The organism is Sphingomonas populi (assembly GCF_004208535.1).
Classification (GTDB): domain Bacteria; phylum Pseudomonadota; class Alphaproteobacteria; order Sphingomonadales; family Sphingomonadaceae; genus Sphingomonas; species Sphingomonas populi.
Map to the genome: position 1 here is coordinate 17,701 of NZ_SGIS01000007.1, position 17,713 is coordinate 35,413.

At 68.4% G+C, this 17,713-nt stretch carries 15 protein-coding genes; 8 read left to right on the top strand and 7 right to left on the bottom strand.

Annotation, left to right across the window (positions count from 1 at the left end):
* Positions 1-41: 41 nt before the first annotated feature.
* Positions 42-452, bottom strand: coding sequence for a hypothetical protein (locus tag EWE75_RS06140; RefSeq protein WP_130155788.1), 411 nt, complete (start codon positions 450-452; stop codon positions 42-44).
* 58 nt (positions 453-510) lie between these two features.
* Positions 511-741 carry a hypothetical protein gene (locus EWE75_RS06145; RefSeq protein WP_130155789.1) on the bottom strand — a complete coding sequence of 77 codons (231 nt, stop codon included), beginning with the start codon at positions 739-741 and terminating at the stop codon, positions 511-513.
* A gap of 125 nt (positions 742-866) precedes the next feature.
* On the opposite strand from EWE75_RS06145, the gene EWE75_RS06150 reads away from it, so the two are divergent.
* The 5 genes from EWE75_RS06150 (at position 867) to ftsH (ending at position 7,803) form a co-directional block, all read left to right on the top strand.
* Entirely contained in the window at positions 867-2,693 is a 1,827-nt protein-coding gene (locus EWE75_RS06150; RefSeq protein ID WP_165388277.1) for an ABCB family ABC transporter ATP-binding protein/permease, read from the top strand.
* A gap of 124 nt (positions 2,694-2,817) precedes the next feature.
* Positions 2,818-3,768 carry a helix-turn-helix domain-containing protein gene (locus EWE75_RS06155; protein ID WP_130155790.1) on the top strand — a complete coding sequence of 317 codons (951 nt, stop codon included), beginning with the start codon at positions 2,818-2,820 and terminating at the stop codon, positions 3,766-3,768.
* An 80-nt stretch (positions 3,769-3,848) separates the two neighbouring features.
* Complete coding sequence (locus EWE75_RS06160; RefSeq protein ID WP_345789371.1) at positions 3,849-4,805, top strand: tetratricopeptide repeat protein; 957 nt, start codon at positions 3,849-3,851, stop codon at positions 4,803-4,805.
* A complete protein-coding gene (gene tilS / locus EWE75_RS06165) occupies positions 4,768-5,760 on the top strand; it encodes a tRNA lysidine(34) synthetase TilS (RefSeq protein WP_130155792.1) in 993 nt (330 codons plus the stop codon). Before EWE75_RS06160 ends, tilS begins: the two co-directional genes overlap by 38 nt.
* Before the next feature lie 78 nt (positions 5,761-5,838).
* A complete protein-coding gene (ftsH, locus tag EWE75_RS06170) occupies positions 5,839-7,803 on the top strand; it encodes an ATP-dependent zinc metalloprotease FtsH (protein WP_130155793.1) in 1,965 nt (654 codons plus the stop codon).
* A 110-nt stretch (positions 7,804-7,913) separates the two neighbouring features.
* Here ftsH and EWE75_RS06175 read toward each other — a convergent pair whose 3' ends face one another.
* Complete coding sequence (locus tag EWE75_RS06175; protein WP_130155794.1) at positions 7,914-8,489, bottom strand: helix-turn-helix domain-containing protein; 576 nt, start codon at positions 8,487-8,489, stop codon at positions 7,914-7,916.
* Between the two features lie 87 nt (positions 8,490-8,576).
* Here EWE75_RS06175 and EWE75_RS06180 point away from each other — a divergent pair, with 87 nt between their 5' ends.
* Positions 8,577-9,038, top strand: a complete 462-nt coding sequence (locus EWE75_RS06180) for a DUF6456 domain-containing protein (RefSeq protein ID WP_130155795.1) — start codon at positions 8,577-8,579, stop codon at positions 9,036-9,038.
* Positions 9,039-9,048: 10 nt separating this feature from the next.
* Here EWE75_RS06180 and EWE75_RS06185 read toward each other — a convergent pair whose 3' ends face one another.
* Positions 9,049-11,892 carry a DUF2339 domain-containing protein gene (locus EWE75_RS06185; RefSeq protein ID WP_130155796.1) on the bottom strand — a complete coding sequence of 948 codons (2,844 nt, stop codon included), beginning with the start codon at positions 11,890-11,892 and terminating at the stop codon, positions 9,049-9,051.
* A 102-nt stretch (positions 11,893-11,994) separates the two neighbouring features.
* On the opposite strand from EWE75_RS06185, the gene dapF reads away from it, so the two are divergent.
* Positions 11,995-12,945 (top strand): diaminopimelate epimerase, encoded by a 951-nt coding sequence (gene dapF / locus EWE75_RS06190; RefSeq protein WP_130155902.1) that lies wholly within the window; start codon positions 11,995-11,997, stop codon positions 12,943-12,945.
* Positions 12,946-13,019: 74 nt separating this feature from the next.
* Positions 13,020-13,568 carry a glycine zipper 2TM domain-containing protein gene (locus EWE75_RS06195; RefSeq protein ID WP_130155797.1) on the top strand — a complete coding sequence of 183 codons (549 nt, stop codon included), beginning with the start codon at positions 13,020-13,022 and terminating at the stop codon, positions 13,566-13,568.
* Between the two features lie 131 nt (positions 13,569-13,699).
* On the opposite strand, the gene EWE75_RS06200 is transcribed toward EWE75_RS06195, so the two are convergent.
* From EWE75_RS06200 to EWE75_RS06210, 3 genes are read right to left on the bottom strand one after another with little or no spacing between them, the layout of a single operon-like run.
* A complete protein-coding gene (locus EWE75_RS06200; protein ID WP_130155798.1) occupies positions 13,700-15,292 on the bottom strand; it encodes a hypothetical protein in 1,593 nt (530 codons plus the stop codon).
* A gap of 10 nt (positions 15,293-15,302) precedes the next feature.
* A complete protein-coding gene (locus EWE75_RS06205; protein WP_130155799.1) occupies positions 15,303-16,445 on the bottom strand; it encodes a glycosyltransferase family protein in 1,143 nt (380 codons plus the stop codon).
* A gap of 40 nt (positions 16,446-16,485) precedes the next feature.
* Positions 16,486-17,703 carry an argininosuccinate synthase gene (locus EWE75_RS06210; protein WP_130155800.1) on the bottom strand — a complete coding sequence of 406 codons (1,218 nt, stop codon included), beginning with the start codon at positions 17,701-17,703 and terminating at the stop codon, positions 16,486-16,488.
* Positions 17,704-17,713: the final 10 nt, after the last annotated feature.

A 17,713-nucleotide genomic window follows, 5' to 3' on the forward strand; every position in this document is an offset into this window, starting at 1 on the left:
GCACAGGTGCCTCGACTTCGCTCGGCACGAACGGATGAGGTTTACCCCAGCAAAGCCTCACCCGGATACGGCTTGCGATGGACTCGCGCCGCCAACGCCCCGCCGATGATCGGCAGTACCACCGCGCACACTTTCATCCACACGGGATGCGGTAATGTCAGCACATTGGCGAGGGCGGCTGCGACCACTGCACCGACGACGATCCACAATATCAAGCGCCGGTCACACACGCGCAGTCCCAGCCACGCACCGCCGAACGCGCCGAGCAGCCAGCCGCTCACGATGAGCAGCTTCGCGGGCAAAGGCATATCGGCGACAACCCTCGCCAGCGTGGCGGGATCGGCGACATCGAGCGTCGGCAGCGGGTACAGCGCGGTCTCTATCCACTCCGCACCGGCGACGATCAGCAACGCCGCCGCCACGCCGAACAGGATTCCCGGCACTGTCCGCATGTGATCTCCGCCGCGCGTTTACGGCCCGGAGCTATAGCGTCGCCTCACGCGGTAACAATCAGCCGTGCGCGCGTGTGTTGCTATTCTGCGCGAGCCGCTCGCCCTTCGCCTGGCACGCCGCCGAGACGACCGGAAAATCGATGTCGCTGTTGCGCGCCAACGCCGCCGGCATCGCCGCCTGGCATTGCTCGATCGAGCGATATTGCACGGTCTCGGTGCGTGCCTGCGCGCATTGCGCGCTGCCGTCACCACAGCCGAGGATCGCCATGACGTAGAAGAGCGGTTCCATGAACGCCTCCGGTTCGCTTAGGGCCGGCAGCGTCGGCCCATATCACGCTGTAAAAGCGATCGGACGACGTAGTTGTTCCATGAAGCGCTTCCGATACGGCTTGACCGCGCCTACATCCGCTCTCGATGCCTCCCGAAACCTTCACCTCCGACGCGCGCGAGCGCCCGCTGCTGCCGACGCTGCGGCGCTTCCTGCCTTATCTGTGGCCCGCCGACGCGCCCGCGCTCAAGCTGCGCATCGTCGCGGCGATGCTGCTCGTCCTCGCCTCCAAGCTGGTGCAGGTCTATGGCGCGCCGTTCGCGTTGCAGGGCGCGATCGATGGCATGGCCGGGCACCGCCCCGTGCCAGACCTCACCACCTTGGTCGGCCTGATGGTCGCGGGCTATGCCGCCGCACGCTTTGGCTCGGTGGTGTTCGACAATCTCCGCAACGCAGTCTTCGAACGCGTCGGGCAGGACGCGACGCGGCGGCTGGCGGCGACGGTGTTCCGCCACCTCCATCAATTGTCACTACGCTTCCACCTCGAACGCCGCACCGGCGCGGTCACCAAGGTGGTCGAACGCGGCACCAAGAGCATCGACACGATGCTCTATTTCCTGCTGTTCAACATCGCGCCGACCATCCTCGAACTGGCGATGGTGATCGGCATCTTCTGGACCAAGTTCGGGCTGTGGCTGGTCGCGGGGACGCTGGTGATGGTCGGCGTCTACATCTGGTTCACCCGCGCCGTGACCGACTGGCGCGCCGCTTTACGCACGCGGATGAACGATCTCGACACCGGCGCCGTCGCGCATGCGGTCGATTCGCTGCTCAACTTCGAGACGGTCAAATATTTCGGCGCCGAGGAGCGCGAGGCCAAGCGCTACGACCGGGCGATGACGCTCTATGCCAATGCGGCGGTCAAATCGGAGAATTCGCTGGCGTGGCTCAACGTCGGGCAGGCGGCGATCACCAATTTGATGATGGCGGGCGGCATGCTGCTGGTCGTGATCGGCTGGAGCCAGGGCCGCTTCACCGCCGGCAACGTCGTTTTGGTCTCGACCCTGCTCAGCCAGTTGTTCCGTCCGCTCGATCTGCTCGGCATGGTCTATCGCACCATCCGGCAGGGCGTGCTCGACATGGGCGCGATGTTCGATCTGGTCGACACGCCGAGCGAGGTGATCGATCCCAAGGGCGCGCCGCCGCTCGCGGTGGGGCGCGGGCATGTCCGCTTCGAGAACGTGCGCTTCGGTTATGATGCCGGCCAGCCGATCCTCAAGGGCATCGATCTCGACATCCCCGCCGGCGCCACGCTCGCCGTGGTCGGCCCGTCGGGCGCGGGCAAGTCGACGCTCGCGCGGCTGATGTACCGGTTCTACGATCTCACCGGCGGCCGCATCACCATCGACGGGCAGGATATCGCGCAGGTGACTCAGGCGAGCTTGCGCGCCGCGATCGGCATCGTGCCGCAGGATACCGTGCTGTTCAACGACACGATCGGCTACAACATCGCATACGGTCGCGAAGGCGCCGGGCGGGCCGAGATCGAGACCGCCGCGCGCGGCGCCGCCATCGCCGGCTTCATCGAGCGCCAGCCCTTGGGCTACGAAACCCGCGTCGGCGAACGCGGGCTCAAGCTTTCGGGCGGCGAGAAGCAGCGCGTCGCGATCGCGCGCACGTTGCTCAAGAACCCGCCGATCCTGATCCTCGACGAAGCCACCTCCGCGCTCGACAGCCGCACCGAGGGCGAGATTCTCGACACGCTTCAGGCGATCGAACAGGGCCGCACCACCATCGTCATCGCGCACCGCCTGTCGACCGTGGTCCACGCCGACGAGATCGTCGTGCTGGAGGCGGGCGAGGTCAAGGAACGCGGCACCCACGCGGAATTGCTGCGCCAGGACGGCCTGTATGCCGAGATGTGGAACCGTCAGGCGCAGGAACGCGCCGAGGAAGCGCTCGCGGCGGAATAACCGCACCGCTGAAACGCCTCGCTACGACGTTCGGCCCGTTGCGCTGGCGCGTGCGCTGGTGCAACAGGCGGATCGTTACGCGCGGGTTCACCAGGGTTGCAACCGCCTGCGCCGGAGACTGTGAATGACCGACGCCGAACCGGTGGAACCGGCCAAGCCGATCCCCCACACGCCCGGAGAGCGTTTGCGCGAAGCGCGCGAGGCGCAGGGCCTTTCGCTCGACGAAGTCGCCGCGCGCACCCGCGTGCCGTTGCGCCAGCTTCAGGCGATCGAGGAGGGCAATTACGCCGCCCTCCCGTCGATCACCTATTCGGTCGGTTTCGCCAAGGCCTATGCCCGCGCGGTCGGCGTCGATGAGGTCGCGATCGGGCGGGACGTGCGCGCGCAGAACACGCACCAGCCGGCGGTGCGCCGCACCGAATATGTCGCCTACGAACCCGACGAGCCCAAGCGCGAGCCGAGCGGCCTCGTCGCGGTGATCGGCGTCGCGCTCGCGCTGTTGCTGCTGATCGCGGCCGGGCTGTGGTTCGGCACCACCTGGTTCCGCGGCGACAGCAGCGCGCCCGCCGCCACCGCGACCGACACCGCCGTGCAGACCAGTGTGCCCGAGGCCCCGGCGACGCCGTCGCTGCAAGGCGGCCAGGTCGCGCTCACCGCCAAGGACGACGTGTGGCTGCGCATCTACGACCGCGACGGCACGGTCTATGAGAACACGCTGAAGCCGGGCGACAGCTATTCGGTGCCTCAGGACAAGCCCGGCCTGATGATCAACGTCGGCCGTCCCGACAAGCTGACCGTGACGATCAACGGCAGCGCGGTGCCCGCGCTCGGCGACGGCAAGCTTCCGATCAAGGACGTGCCGATCAGCGCGTCGGCGCTGCTCGCACGCGGCACCGCCGCCGCCGCGCCGGCCCCGGTGGCGACTCCGCTCGCCACCGCCACCCACGCCGCGCGGCCCACCGCGCGCGCGACCCCGCGCCACCGCGAGAGCGCGGCCGAAGCCAACGCGGCGGCGCTCAATATCGCCCTGCCCGCGTCGTCGGCGCCAGCGCCGGCCGCGACGCCAAATCCGTAAAGGCTGGCGACAGGCGGCGCGGCGTAGCTATACCGGCAGCGGATTTGCGAGGGATGGGAATGCGTAGACGGATTTTGGCCTTGGTTCTGCTGGCAAGCAGCGCGTGCGCTGCGGCACCGGCATTCGGCCAGGCCTCGGCGGTCGAGGGCCGCGTCGGCAAGCTCGAAAGTGAGATGCGCGCGGTGCAGCGCAAGGTGTTCCCCGGCGGCGGCGGCCAGTATCTCGAACCCGAGATCAAACCGGCCACGCCCGACGATACCCCCGGCAGCCCGTCGGGAAGCCCGCTGTCCGATCTCACCGCGCGCGTCAACGCGCTCGAGAGCCAGTTGAGCGGCGTCACCGGCCAGATCGAAACGACCCAGCACCGCACGCAAGTGCTCGAGGATGCCTTCAACGCCTACAAGCGCAGCACCGACGCGCGCATCAAGGCGCTGGAGGATACCGCCGCATCGACCGGCGGCGGCACCGGCTCGCCCGCGCCGATCATGGGCGATGCCGATGCGCCGCCGCCCCGCGCCGGCGGCAAGGGCGCGGGCGTCAAGCCGCCCGCCGCGCGCCCGGGCAAGGCCGATGATGTCGCGCCGCCCACCACCGATCCCGCGCGCCAGAAGCAGCTCGCCGCGATCGAGCGCTCGCAGAGCGGCGACCCTGCCGAGGACGCCTATCTCTATGGCTACCGGCTGTGGCAGGCGAAAATGTACCCGGAGGCCGAGGCGCAGTTCAAGCTCGTCACCGCCACCTACCCCAAGCACAAACGCGCGAGCTACGCGCAGAACCTGCTCGGCCGCTCGTATCTCGAAGACGGCAAGCCCAGCCTCGCCAGCCTCGCCTTCTACGACAATTACAAGAAATGGCCCGATGGCGAGCGCGCGCCCGACAGCCTCTATTATCTCGGCCAGTCGCTGGTGCGGCTCGGCAAGCCGGCGGCGGACGTCTGCAAGGTCTATCGCGAGCTTGAAGACGTGTACGGCGCCAAGTTGAGCGACGCGATGAAGGCCGATGTCACCCGCGCCAAGGCGCAGTCGAAATGCGGGTGATGTGACACCGCTCGAACCGGCGCTGGTCGCGCGGTTCCGGGCGGATGTCACGCGCCTGTCCGTGGGCCGGCGGCTGGCGCTGGCGGTGTCGGGCGGTCCCGACAGCATGGCGATGCTCGCGCTCGCGGCGGCGGCATTCCCCGGACTGGTGTCAGCCGCAACGGTCGATCACGGCCTGCGCGCCGCAAGCGCCGACGAAGCCGCGATGGTCGCCGGCTATTGCGCGACGCTCGGCGTGCCACACGCGACGCTCGCCATCGCCGAGCCGCGCCCCGCCACCGGCAACCTCCATGCGTGGGCGCGCAGGCATCGCTATGCCCTCCTGTCGCGCTGGGCGGTCGATGCCGGCTGCGACGCGCTGCTCACCGCGCACCATGCCGACGATCAGGCCGAAACCTTCCTGATGCGCGCCGCGCGCGGCTCGGGCGTGGCCGGGCTGGCCGGCATCCGCGCGCGCCAGCCACGCGCCGCGCCGGCGATCGTGCGGCCGCTGCTCGGATGGCGAAGCGCCGCCCTGCGCGCCATCGCGACCGCCGCGGGCGCGCCGTTCGTCGATGATCCCAGCAACCGCGACCCCGCATTCGAACGCGCCCGCGTCCGCACCACGCTCGCCGCGATCGACTGGCTCGACCCGCTCCGGCTCGCCGCCGCCGCCGCCCACGCCGCCGAAGCCGAGGACGCACTCGCCGCCATGACACGAATGTTATGGTCCGAGCGCGCGCGCGAAACCCCCGGCGATGTGACGGTCACAGTCGCCGATCTGCCCCGCGAAATCCGCCGCCGCCTCGCCGCCCACGCGCTCCGCACGATCGACCCGGCCACCGCCACCAACACCATCGAATCGCTGCTCGAGTCGCTCGAAGCGGGCAAACGCGCCACCCAGGGCAGCGTCCTCGCCTCTGCGGCGGGGGAAATCTGGCGATTCCGGCCCGCTCCGCCACGCCGATCACACTGATCGGCGTAAGTAATGGCGCTGTTCCATTGCCATTAACATCAGGCTGCTTATCTTGCAGGCTCGAAAGGTAGCGTCTCCATGAACGATAACGACAAGCGGCCCGGCCCCGACAATGGGGGCGGTAATCCCTGGATGAAGAGCCTGCTGATCTGGGTGGGCATCCTGGTCGCGCTTGCGATGTTCGTCATGCTGCTCGACACGCGCGATGTCGCGACCAGCAGCAATACGATCGCCTATTCGACGTTCCTCGACAAGGTCGAGGCGCACACCATCAAGGACGTCAACGTCGCGGGTGAGGTCATCACCGGCACGCAGACCGATGGCAGCAAGTTCCGCACCTATGCGATCCAGTCCGATCTGCAATTGACCGACCGGCTGCGCAAGGCCGGCGTCGAGATCAACGCCAAGCCCGATGAAGGCTCGCCGTTCTGGCAGATCATGCTGATGCAGTCGCTGCCGTTCCTGCTGTTCCTCGGCATCGCCTATTTCGTGCTGCGCCAGATGCAGAAGGGCTCCGGCTCGGGCGCGATGGGCTTCGGCAAGAGCCGCGCCAAGATGCTGACCCAGCGCGACGGCAAGGTGACGTTCGACGACGTCGCCGGCATCGACGAAGCGCGCGAGGAACTTCAGGAGATCGTCGAGTTCCTCAAGGACCCGACCAAGTTCGCCCGCCTCGGCGGCAAGATCCCCAAGGGCGCTCTGCTGGTCGGTTCGCCCGGCACCGGCAAGACCCTGCTCGCCCGCGCCATCGCGGGTGAGGCGGGCGTGCCGTTCTTCACCATTTCCGGCTCGGACTTCGTCGAGATGTTCGTCGGCGTCGGCGCGAGCCGTGTCCGCGACATGTTCGAACAGGCCAAGAAATCGGCACCGTGCATCGTCTTCATCGACGAAATCGACGCGGTCGGCCGCCATCGTGGCGCTGGTCTCGGCAACGGCAATGACGAGCGCGAACAGACGCTCAACCAGTTGCTGGTCGAGATGGACGGGTTCGAGGCCAACGAAGGCATCATCATCATCGCGGCGACCAACCGCCCCGACGTGCTCGATCCCGCCTTGCTGCGTCCGGGCCGGTTCGATCGTCAGGTGCAGGTGCCGCGCCCGGACATCGAGGGTCGCATCAAGATCCTCCAGGTCCATATGAAGAAGGTGCCGCTCGCGCTCGACGTCGATCCGCGCACCATCGCGCGCGGTACGCCGGGCTTCTCGGGCGCCGATCTCGCCAACCTCGTCAACGAGGCGGCGCTGCTCGCCGCGCGGCGCGGCAAGCGTCTCGTCGCCGCCGCCGAGTTCGACGATGCGCGCGACAAGGTAATGATGGGCGCAGAACGCCGCTCGATGGTGATGACCGACGACGAGAAGCGGATGACCGCCTATCACGAGGCCGGCCACGCCCTCGTCTTCGCACACGAGCCGACCGCCGATCCGATCCACAAGGCGACGATCATCCCGCGCGGCTTCGCTCTCGGCATGGTCCAGCCGCTGCCCGAGCGTGACACCTACAGCTACCACCGCGACAAGATGCACGCCGATATCGCTGTGGCGTTCGGTGGCCGCATCGCCGAGGAACTGGTGTTCGGCTTCGACAAGGTCAGCTCAGGCGCCTCGAACGACATCATGCAGGCGACTCGCCTCGCCCGCGCGATGGTCACCAAATGGGGCCTGTCGGACCGGCTCGGCCCGCTCGATTTCAGCGACAGCGACGACAGCTTCACCGGCTATGCGATGCCACGCGGCGGCAAGGCGATGTCGGACGAAACCGCGCGGCTGATCGACAGCGAGGTCAAGCGCTTCGTCGAGGGCGGTTTGGAGCGGGCGCGGCAGATCCTGACCGATCATCTCGACCAGTTGCACCTCATCGCCAACGCGCTGCTCGAACTCGAGACGCTCACCGGCGAGGACATCAAGCGCCTGATCGCCGGCGAAGACCTCGACCGCCCCGACAGCAACGCCCCCACCGTGGTGCTGCCGAGCAACGGCACCTCGATCCCCAAGACCCGCCGCGGCAAAGGCCCCGGCCCGTTCGGCAACCCGCTGCCGGCATAAGACTTCCCGCCTAACTGTTCCCCCGCGAAAGCGGGGGTCCAGAGCAACGGGCGCTGGTCTACGTGACCCCGGACTCCCGCTTTCGCGGGAGAACGGTTGGACGACAGACCCTACAACCCCCGCAACACCCGCACCGCCCGCCCGATCCACGGCGGGTTCGTCACGAGTTGCTGCGACGCGCGCGGTTCGAACGGCAGCACCTGCAACCGCGCGCCACCTTCGCCATGTTCCTGCGCGATCAGCCGCCCGAACACGAACCGCCCCGCCGGTCGCGGCACCAGCACATCGCGGTTGAGTGCCGATGCAAACGCCTCGGGCGCGAGCCGCTCGCACCAGATCTCATCCCCCGCCCGGTAATCGCCGGTCCCCACCGCGACCGTCACCGCGATCATTCCCGGCGCTGCGACCGGCGCGACGACGCTCGCCGGCTTGCGCGGCGCCTGCGCGCCGCCCGCCTCCAGCACCGCCGCCACTGCGATATCGGCACGGTCGGGCAAGCGCACGAGATCGGCGGCCGTCACGCCGAGCGCCGCCGCGATCCGGTTGAGCCACGCCACCGAAACGGTGCGCGTGCCCGTTTCGAGCCGCCCGATCGTCTGCGCGGTGGTGGTGGGCGAACAGGCGCGCGCGACATCGTCGAGCGTCATGCCCTTGGCGCGCCGGACTTCGCGAATGGCGGTAATCATGTGAGGTTATGAACCATTCTGGTTTCCCCTGTCCTACAGCCGGCCTGCCGTGTCACCCGCTTCCTATTGTATTCAGGAGGAATTTCAATGCGTGAGCTGACAGAACGGGCGATCGACGCGCAGGGCGTGCAAAGTGAAGCGGTTAGCGGGCGCACCGTCACCGTCAACCTCGCCGAGTCGCCGCTCGGCTGGCTGCGCGCGCGCGGGCTGGTCGACGCGCGCCAGTTCGAGGCGGGCGAGCGGCTCCGCGACGATTACGAAATGGCCGCGCTCGCCCCGAGTGTGACGATGCGCTGGTCGCCGCGCGTCGATGGCGGCGGAGCGAGCGGTCTCGATCCAACAACCGCCCACATCGCCGCCAAGCGCCGCTTCGACGCTGCGGTCGCAGCCGCCGGGCCGGGCCTGTCCGACATCCTCTGGCGCGTGATCTGCGCGGGCGAAGCGCTCCCCGCCGCCGAGAAAGCGCTCGGCTGGCCAACCCGCGCCGGCCGCCTCGTCCTCACCCTCGCGCTGGACCGGCTGGCGGCTCACTACCGGCTGTCGTCATAGGCAACCTTAGCTATGTTTGCGCCGGCTCCGTGACGACGAGCCGGCGATACGCCCAGCCGATTCCGATCAGCGCGAACCCCAGCCCCATGAACGACAGGATGCGCAAAATCCCTTCCAGCGCGGCGGCGTCGATCAGAAACACCTTCAGCGTCACCGCCGTCAGCAGCGCCAGCCCGGTGACACGCAGTTCGGCGGTGCGGGTGCGGATGCCAATCCCCAGCCACACGATCGCCAGCCCAAGCAACGCCGCCGAATAGAGCCAGGTCTCGGTGCGATCGACCGCGCCGGTCAGGATCGTACCATGCGTCACCTGCCGCACCGTCGCCGCGACCGCGACCAGCACCGCCGCCAGCAACGCGATCCGCCCGCGACGATCGTGCCGCCACGGCCACAGCCACAGCGCTATCAGCCCGGCATCGAGCGTCGCCAGATTGAACACAGGCACCGGCCCAACCGCCTGCGCCACGAACACCGGATCGAGGATCAACAGATCGAACCACACGAACCGCGCCAGCCCCAGCACCAGCAGCGCCCGCGACAGCACGCGCTGCCGCGCCCCGATCGCCCAGGCCGCGACGAGCAACGCCTGCGTGATCGTCACGCGCTCCGCCATGCCAAGCGCGGTGAACCGCGCCGCATCACCAATCGCCAGCGGCTGCTTGGCGAGCGCGTACAGCGTGACGACGCCGACCGCCGCCACCGCGACGATCGCCCGCTGCCGCCACACCGCCGCAACCGGACGCCGCCACGCCAACGCGCCCGCGATCAGCGCGGCGGGTAGCGTCAGCTCGCGCAGGATCGTCGCGATCGGCGGGAGCAGCAGGAACGGCAAACGGTCGCCGAGGATCGACCGCCCGGCCAGCCAGACCAGTTCGGCGACCGGATGCCACGCGAACGCCAGCGTCGCGATCCCCGCCGCCGCAGCCGCGCCGGGCAGCGGCAACCGCGCCGCGATGATGAGCGCGGTGGCAAGCCCCAGCCCCGCTGCATGCCACGGCGCGGGCAACGCCGCCGGCACCAGCGCCAGTCCGATCGCCAGCGCGATCCAACCCAGCACGACGCGGCTCACCCGATCTGTCAGCAGCCAGCCGGTCGCCGCGATCAGCGCGGCGGGCAACAGCCCGAGTGCGATCAGGTCGGCGAGCGGCGGCGCCGGCGCGGCGGTGACGACGCTCGCCACATAGGCGTGCGTCCCGTCGATGTTCAACGCGACGGCAAGAATCGTCGCAAACAAGGGTGCGACGGCGAGCTGCCCAAGCGCGGCATCCCCCGCCCGCCGCGACCAGCCCGCCAGCGCAACGCCGATCGCAAGCCATATCGGCCAGCGCCACGGATCAGGCAGCACCTCCGCCGCCGCGATGCCGACGAGCAAAGCAGCCGCCGCCGCGCCCCCGACCAGGCCCGGCGAAACCCGGAAGCGCGGGTCCGCCTCCGCCCGCGCGCGCCAACTGATCGCGCCACAGGCGAGCGCGAGTGCCAGCAGCAGCGCGCACCACGCCGCTGGCGCCAGCAGCGCCGGATCGACGGCGATGCTTACCAGCGCCGGCCCGGCGGTGCCGCCCACCGCGATCGCCGCCCAGAGCGCACTGCGCCGGAGCAACGCGTGGCCGGGCACCGCGAACAGCAAAGTGATCGCCACCGCCGCCCACGCCGCCGGCACATGCACCGGCTGGAGCAAGGCAGTGGCGAGCAGCATCAGCACCAGCGGGAGCGCGGCACCCGCGCCGGGGACGAGCTTCGCGTCCCGCCAACCCAGCCACAGCGCCGCCGCGCTCAGCAACAGGTACAGACCCCATGACAGTGCGGAGAAATCGAGCGCGGGCGCCAGCACCAGCAATTGCACGAACCCGGCGATCAGCGGCAAAAGCCGCAGCCACGGTCGCCGCGCGGCCGCGCCGGTACTTGGCAGCGCCAGCGTCGCGCCGATCGCGAGCAAAAGCACGAACCCGCCGACCCCGGCGAGTCCGCCGCCCGGCAGCATCACGATCAGCAGGTTCGCCCAGGCGAAGCCGCCACCGCATGCCGCCAGCGCCAGCCACGCCCAGCCGCGCCGGATCGCCAGGCCGAACAAAGCCGCGATCAGCAACGCGAGATACACCAGCAACGGCCCGACTCCGCTCGCGCCGAAGCCCGCCAGCAACGGTGCGACGAAGCCACCGATCAACGCCATGATCGCGGTTGGCGAGCCATGCCGCAACGCGAGGCCGAGCGCGGCGAGCGTCACCGCCACCATCAGCGCGAACGCCGCACCCGCGCCGATCAGATGGTACACGGCGGCACCGACGTACAGAGTCGCATAGAGGCTCGCGGTGCCCGCGCCCGCCAGCACCTGGGCGATGCGCGGATCGTCACGGGTAGCGGCCAGACGCCGCACCACCTCGCTGCCGGCGATCAGCACCAGCCCGAACAGCCCGGCGAGCAGTGTGCGCGCCGCCGGCCCGAGCAGCCCGCTCTCGATCGAATAGCGCACGAGGAAGAACGCCGACAGCACCAGCGCCGCACCACCGATCCAGATCGGCAGCTTGCCGCCGACAAGACTCTCGAAACTGATCCGCACCGGTTCGCGCGCCGGATGGGGCGGCGGTGCAGGTTCCGCCGAAGGAGGCGCAGGCGCGGGTTCGGGGACCGCCTCCGGTGTCGGGGCCTCGAACGTGACGTCGGGCAAGCGCACGCGCGCAGGCGTTCGTTCGGCCGGATGCTCGGCCTCCACGATCGGTTCGTGCGTCGGCGGCTCACGCAACACTCCGTCGAGCCGCAGGTCCCGCACCTGTGCCTCAAGCGCACGCGTGCGACCGAGCAGGTTGCGGACCATCAATCCCAGCGCGACGACCGCGATCAGCAACACTCCGGTCATCGTCACTCCAGACCACCCCGCCAGGGCAATAGCATGACTGATGCGCGACACGAACTTTCGCGGACGGTATCGGGGCGGATCGGCTTGCGCTATGCGGCCCCCATGCAGATCGACTTCGTCAAATGCCACGGTTCGGGCAACGACTTCCCGCTGATCGACGCGCGCGACGGCGCGGTCGCCGAGCGTGATTGGCCTGCGATAGCACGCGCGCTTGCCGATCGCGCCGGACCGGTCGGCGGCGACGGGCTCTTGTTGCTGACGGCGGGCGACAGCGAGCACGCTTTCGGCATGCGGATGTTCAACAGCGATGGCAGCGAGGCCGAGACGTGTCTCAACGGCCTGCGCTGCGTCGCGCGCGCGGGGTTCGAGCGGCTCGGCCTGGATGCTGCGACCGTGCGGCTCAAGACGTCGGAAGCAACGGTCGCACGCGATCCCGATCTCGCGCCCGGCGTGGTGACGATCCGCGAAACCGCCGGCCCGGCAACGCGCGATGTGACCGCCTGGCCGCTTCATGGCGCCGGCGCGGAGATCATCGACACGCCGATCGCGATGCTCGGCAGCGACCGCGCCTTCACCGCGATCGCCATTCCCAATCCGCATCTGATCACCTTCGTCGAAACGATCGACGAGGCCGAACTGGTCGCGATCGGCGCGCTTTGCGAGGCCGCGCCCGACTGGTTGCCCAACCGCGCCAATGTCAGCTTCGTCGAGGTGCGCAAAACCGGCCTGTTCGTCCGCACGTTCGAGCGCGGCGTCGGCCTCACCAACAGTTGCGGCAGCGCGATGGCCGCCTCGACCTATGCCGCCTGCCTCACGAGCCGCGCCGAGTTCGGCCGCGAAATCGCCGTGTTCAACCGCGGCGGGCTGGTCCGCGCACAGGCGGAGGCGACCGGCCTGGTCCGGCTGTCGGGCAATGCGACGGTCGAATGGGCCGGCACGATCACGGTCGATCCTGCAACCGAGCGCGCGCGCGATCTCGTCGTGGCCACGCGTTGCGACAGCGAGCGCGTCGCGTGGAGCCAAGCTGTCGAAACGCTGTGCGCGGCCGGCTAACCCCCTGTTCAGCCAGACCGTGCAACCGAGCTCTTCCCGTGTCGTTTCGACGGCACACTGAAAGGACGGATGCCATGAACCCGATTTTCCGCTTCGCCGCCATCGCGGCGACCGCGTCGCTCGCGCTGGCCGCGCCGGCCATCGCGCAGACACGCGACGACGATGCCCGCTTCGAGGCCGCGCAACAGCGCTTCGACAACGAACTCAATATCTTCCGGCAGGAGTTCGACCGGTATCAGGCCGCGCGCGCACGCGGCTATGGCAATCAGGGCTATTATAACGGCCCGCGCAACGCCCCGCCGCAGCCCTACGTCCAGCCCTATGGCGACGACCGCGATGAGGGCGGCTACGACCCCTCGCGCTATTACCGCGACGGACCAACCTATCAGGAGCGCGTGCTTAGCACCAACGACCGCGTCTATCGCGGCAATGACGGCCGCTATTATTGCAAGCGCAACGACGGCACGACCGGCCTCATCATCGGTGCGGCTGGCGGCGGCATTCTCGGCAACGTGATCGACGGCGGCCATTCGCGCATCGTCGGCACGCTGCTCGGCGGTGCTGTCGGCGCGCTGGCGGGCAAGGCGATCGACCAGAACAGCAGCCAGGTCCGCTGCCGCTGATCAACGATTCGGCGCGCGTCGCCGCGATCGGGCTTGGCGGGGCCAAGTGCATCGCGGTGATCGCGCGCGGGCGCCACGTCCTCAGCCGCGATCGGTGTCGCCGGATTTGGGTCGATTTTTAGGCGACGCGTTCAGTGCTGCCGGAATACCGGCGCACGCAGTTCGACGTCGCTCACCACCGGGCCGGGCTGGCTATGGTCGACCTTGTACAGCACGCTGGTGCCGTCACGCCAGATTTCGACCAGCCCGGTCGCGAGGCGCGGATCATAAGCGGGTGGCTGGATCAGCCACACATAATCGAACGCATCGCGCGGGAAGCGCGCCAGCGAGGTCGAGATCGGCCGCCACCATTCGCGCGGGCATTGCACCGCCGTCACGATCTCGGACGGGTCGTGGGCGTAGCGCTTGGCCTTGGCATATTGCGTGGTGAGCAATTGCGCGCCCGCCATCGACCATTGGTCGTTCGAATAGGCCATGCGCCGTTCGAGCGCGATCGCGGGAAGATGTTCGAGCCGTGAGGCGGTCCAGTCGCCATAGCATTTCTCGCCGACGAACGAGACCAGCCGCGCGCCGACCGGCACATGATCGAGCGCCTTCAGCTCGCGCTCATAGGTCTGTGCGTAGATCCAGAAGCTCGCCGTCGTCGCCGCGATGCGGACGAGGAAGAAGCTGAGGCCGAGCGTCGCCAGCACCCACGTACCCAGCACCGACAGCTCGGTCTTGGGCCGGATCGCGATCACCGCGACCGCGAGCATGAACGGCACCAGCCGCATGTCGGCATAGGCAGAGCCGAACACGATGCGCGGCAGCAGGATATAGACGAGCAGCAGGAACGCCGCCGACAGGCCGAGATTGCGCGAATATTGGATGCTCGGGTCGCGCACCGCGCGGACCAGGATCATTAGCACCACCGCGACGCTGGCGATGTCGAGCAGCTCCCAGCGATCGCGGAACACCATCACCATCCAGCCGATCTTGGCGCGCCAGTTGAACCAGTCGGTGGTCTGCCCGCCGACATGATCGCCGCTGCGCCAGAAGATCATCAGCGCCATCGGCAGCGCCAAGGGCACGCAGGCCAGCCCGGCGCGGATCAGCGCCTTGTACCAGCGATGCCCGGCATCATGCTGGCGGATCAGCTCGGCCGAGAAGGCGAGTACGCCGAGCGTTCCCCAGCCGAAGGTGTGGCACACCCACAGCAGGCATGAAATCGGCACGAAGATCGCCGCGCGCAGCCGCACCCGCCCGAGCCGCGCCAGCCTGAGCCACAGCGCGAACAGGTTGAGCGCGATCACCATCGACAGCTCGAAATTCACGAAGCCGAAGTGGAACGGATAGCTGTAGGCCAGCGGCAGCGCGAACAACGCGGTGGCGGGGATGCGACCATGCACCTCGCGCGCGATCCACAGCAGCCCGGATACCATCAGCGCCGGGATCGCCATCACGATCAGCTTGACGCCCAGTTCCAGCCCGAACAGCTTGGCCATCGGGATGATGAGCAGATCGATGCCGAGATTGCCGATCAGCGACCAGTTGAAATCATACCATTCCTTCAGGAACGGGTGATCGGCGATGGCGAGCTGCACGCGGAAGCGGCCCATATGGCCGGGCAGATCGACCAGCGGCGGAATCTCGGGGCGCAGCAACGGGATGATCGCGATCAGCGTCGCGGCGATCACGAACAGACGTGTCTGCCACCAACGCGGCGCTTGCTGGGGTTCGACCATCCGCGCGCTTCTAACGGGCGGCAGGCGGGTGCGACAAGCCGCGATGGGAGTCGGCGGGCAGGAAATCGCGCGCATCGCTCTCGACGCGGAGCGAGTCCGCGCTTTCAATCGCGAAGCTGGCGGCACCCGCAACGGCGCGCACTGCCAGAAAGGCGAGCGCCGCCCACGCCACCTCACCACGGCGGTGCAGCTTCACGCGCGCAGTGCAGCGGATCGACAGCAAGGCGAGGATGATCGCATAGGGCGCGACCGTCATATCCGCCCCGGCGGGCATCGCGACGAACAGCACCAGCAGACCAATCGTGGCGGCGACGAGCATCGGCGCATGGACGAAGCGCCGGTCGCGGTAGCTTTTGTAGATGACCAGCGCGATGACGACCATGCAGCCTGCGTCGAACAGCGGCCAACGGTCACGCAGCGCCATCGTCAGCCAGCCCGGCTTGAGCGGGAGGCTACCCAGCCAATCCACCCCGCCCGGATGCCACGTCAGCAGCATCAGTGCTGCCGGAGCGAGCGGCAGGCAGGCAAGCGCGGCGCGCCCTCCGCATTCGCCCCAGCCGCGCCGTACAGTGTCCTGTTCGACGGCGCGTTCGCGCGCGAGTTCGGCGGCGAAGATCATTACGCCGAGGGACAGCCAGCCCAACACATGCGTCGCGCAGATCAACGCCGAGAGAATAACGAACACCGCCGCCCGCATTCGTGGTCGCCCTCCCAGCCGCAGCCACACGGCAAAGGCACCCAGCGCGAGCGCCATCGCCAGCGTCGCGTTTAGGAAGCCGTGGAGGAAGGCGAGATTATAGGCGAAGGGCAGCGCGAAATAGGCGCTCGGCTGCACACGGCCATGCGCTTGGTCCGACAACCACAGCATAGCGGCAGCCGTCAGCACGGGGATCGCGACGACGATTGCCTTGATCGCCAGTCCGAGTCCCAGCATCGGTGTCAGCGCGGCGGCGAGCAGGTCGATGGCTGGCCGCCACGGGAAGAGCGGTGCCGCGTCGCTCCCGAACATCGCCTGGAGGCGTGGCGGAACCAGCGGCCACAGCAGTGGCGCCGCGACCAGCAGCAGCGCGAGCGCGATGCACCATCGCGTCTCCCACCAGGGGCGCTGCGGAATACGCGTGGCGGCGCTAGTCTTCGGGGTTCGCGCGTTCAATGCAGAGCCACTCTGGCGAACCGCGAACCCCGCAGCCGCCTCAGCGGTCGCGGCGGCCGAGCAAGCGCAGCCGCAATGCGTTGAGCTTGATGAAGCCCGCTGCGTCACGCTGGTCGTAAGCACCCTGATCGTCCTCGAAGGTGACGACCTTCTCCGAATAGAGCGAGTAAGGCGATTTGCGGCCCGTCACCGACACATTGCCCTTGTAGAGCTTGAGCCGCACCGTGCCCGTCACCTTGGTCTGGCTGTGGTCGATCGCCGCCTGCAGCATCTCGCGTTCGGGCGAGAACCAGAAGCCGTTATAGACCAGCTCGGCATAGCGCGGCGCCAGTTCGTCCTTGAGGTGCGCCGCGCCGCGATCGAGCGTGAGCTGCTCGATACCGCGATGCGCGAGGTGATAGATCGTGCCGCCCGGCGTCTCGTACATGCCGCGCGACTTCATGCCGACGAAGCGGTTCTCGACCAGATCGAGCCGGCCGATGCCGTGCTTGCGGCCATATTCGTTGAGCGTTTCAAGCAAGGTCGCCGGCGACATGCCGACGCCGTTGATCGCGACGCCGTCGCCACCCTCGAAATCGATCGTGATGACCTCGGGCGTGTCGGGCGCGTCCTCGGGGTTGACGGTGCGCGAATAGACGTAGTCGGGCACTTCCTGCCACGGATCTTCGAGCACTTTGCCCTCGGACGAGGTGTGCAGCATGTTGGCGTCGGTGGAGAACGGCGATTCGCCGCGCTTGTCCTTCGAGACGGCGATCTGGTGCTGCTCGGCGAACTCGATCAGGCGGGTGCGGCTGGTGAGATCCCACTCACGCCACGGCGCGATCACCTTGATGTCGGGGGCGAGCGCGTAATAGCCGAGTTCGAAGCGGACCTGATCGTTGCCCTTGCCGGTCGCACCGTGGCTGACCGCGTCGGCGCCGACCATTCTGGCGATCTCGATCTGGCGCTTGGCGATCAGCGGCCGCGCGATCGAGGTGCCGAGCAGGTACAGCCCCTCATACAGCGCATTCGCGCGCATCATCGGGAAGACGTAATCCTTGACGAACTCCTCGCGCAGATCGTCGATGAAGATATGCTCGGGCTTCACGCCCGCAAGCTCGGCCTTCTTGCGCGCCGGCTCCAGCTCCTCGCCCTGGCCGAGATCGGCGGTGAAGGTGACGACTTCGCAGTTATAGGTCTGCTGGAGCCACTTCAAAATCACCGAGGTGTCGAGGCCACCCGAATAGGCAAGGACGACTCGGTTGATCTGATCGGACATGCGTGGCTCC